The organism is Mesorhizobium sp. M1E.F.Ca.ET.063.01.1.1 (assembly GCF_003998155.1).
Lineage (GTDB): Bacteria > Pseudomonadota > Alphaproteobacteria > Rhizobiales > Rhizobiaceae > Mesorhizobium.
In genome coordinates, this window is the sequence record NZ_RZSC01001250.1 from 1 (window position 1) to 1,029 (window position 1,029).

At 63.5% G+C, this 1,029-nt stretch carries 1 protein-coding gene; it reads right to left on the minus strand.

Annotated features, from left to right (window positions below; translation table 11 throughout):
• Positions 1-115 precede the first annotated feature (115 nt).
• On the minus strand, positions 116-943 hold the full coding sequence (map, locus tag EOA29_RS37675) for a type I methionyl aminopeptidase (RefSeq protein ID WP_126093427.1): 828 nt from the start codon (positions 941-943) through the stop codon (positions 116-118).
• Between the last annotated feature and the right edge of the window lie 86 nt (positions 944-1,029).

Sequence of the window (1,029 nt, forward strand, 5' to 3'; positions counted from 1 at the left end):
ATGTAGTCAAGGCTCGGTCGGCGTCGGCCGGGGCTCACGTACTGCAAATGCGCTCCCGCCCGGTTCTCGGAAACCCGTTAGTCTCGGCTCGGCCTGACCCGAATCTCAATACGCCTCAGGCCGGCAGGCCGGGGCGGTCGAGCTTTTTCGGCGACAGCGTGAAGATCTCGCAGCCTGTCTCGGTGACGCCGATCGTGTGCTCGTACTGCGCCGACAGCGAGCGGTCGCGCGTCACCGCCGTCCAGCCGTCCGACAGCACCTTCACGTGCGGGCGGCCGAGATTGATCATCGGCTCGACGGTAAAAATCATGCCCGGCCGCATTTCGACGCCTTCGTTGACGATGCCGTAGTGCAGGATATTGGGCGCGTCGTGGAAGAGCTGGCCGACGCCGTGGCCGCAGAAGTCGCGCACCACCGAGCAGCGCTCGGCCTCGGCATAGGTCTGGATCGCGGCGCCGATGGCGCCGGTGCGGGCGCCGGGCTTGATCGCGGCAATGCCGCGCATCAGGCATTCGTAGGTCACCTCGAGCAGACGTTCGGCGGCGCGCTTGATCGTGCCGACGGGATACATGCGCGAGGAATCGCCATGCCAGCCGTCAAGGATATAGGTGACGTCGATGTTGACGATGTCACCGTCCTTCAGCGGCTTGTTGTCGGGAATGCCGTGGCAGACGACGTGGTTGATCGAGGTGCAGGACGATTTTGTGTAGCCGCGATAGTTGAGCGTCGCCGGCAATGCGCCGTGGTCCATGCCGAACTCGAAGACGAAGCGGTCTATGGTCTCGGTCGTGACGCCGGGCTTCACCATCGGCACAAGCTCGTCGAGGCAGCGCGCGGTCAGGTCGCAAGCCTTGCGCATGCCGGCAAAGCCTTCCTCGCCATAGAGGCGGATCTGGCCGGTGTTTCTTAAGGGTGCCGTCGCGGCGTCGAGATAAGTGACCATTTTGTCCGTTTGTGGGTTGGCTCCTGACGCGAGCCGATGCCTGAATTTTCTCCAGATTTGGCACCGGAAGCCGCAAGGTTCAAGGA

Coding starts and splice junctions, on each gene's coding strand:
- map (WP_126093427.1), bottom strand. CDS start 943: ATGGTCACTTATCTCGACGCCGCGACGGCACCCTTAAGAAACACCGGC.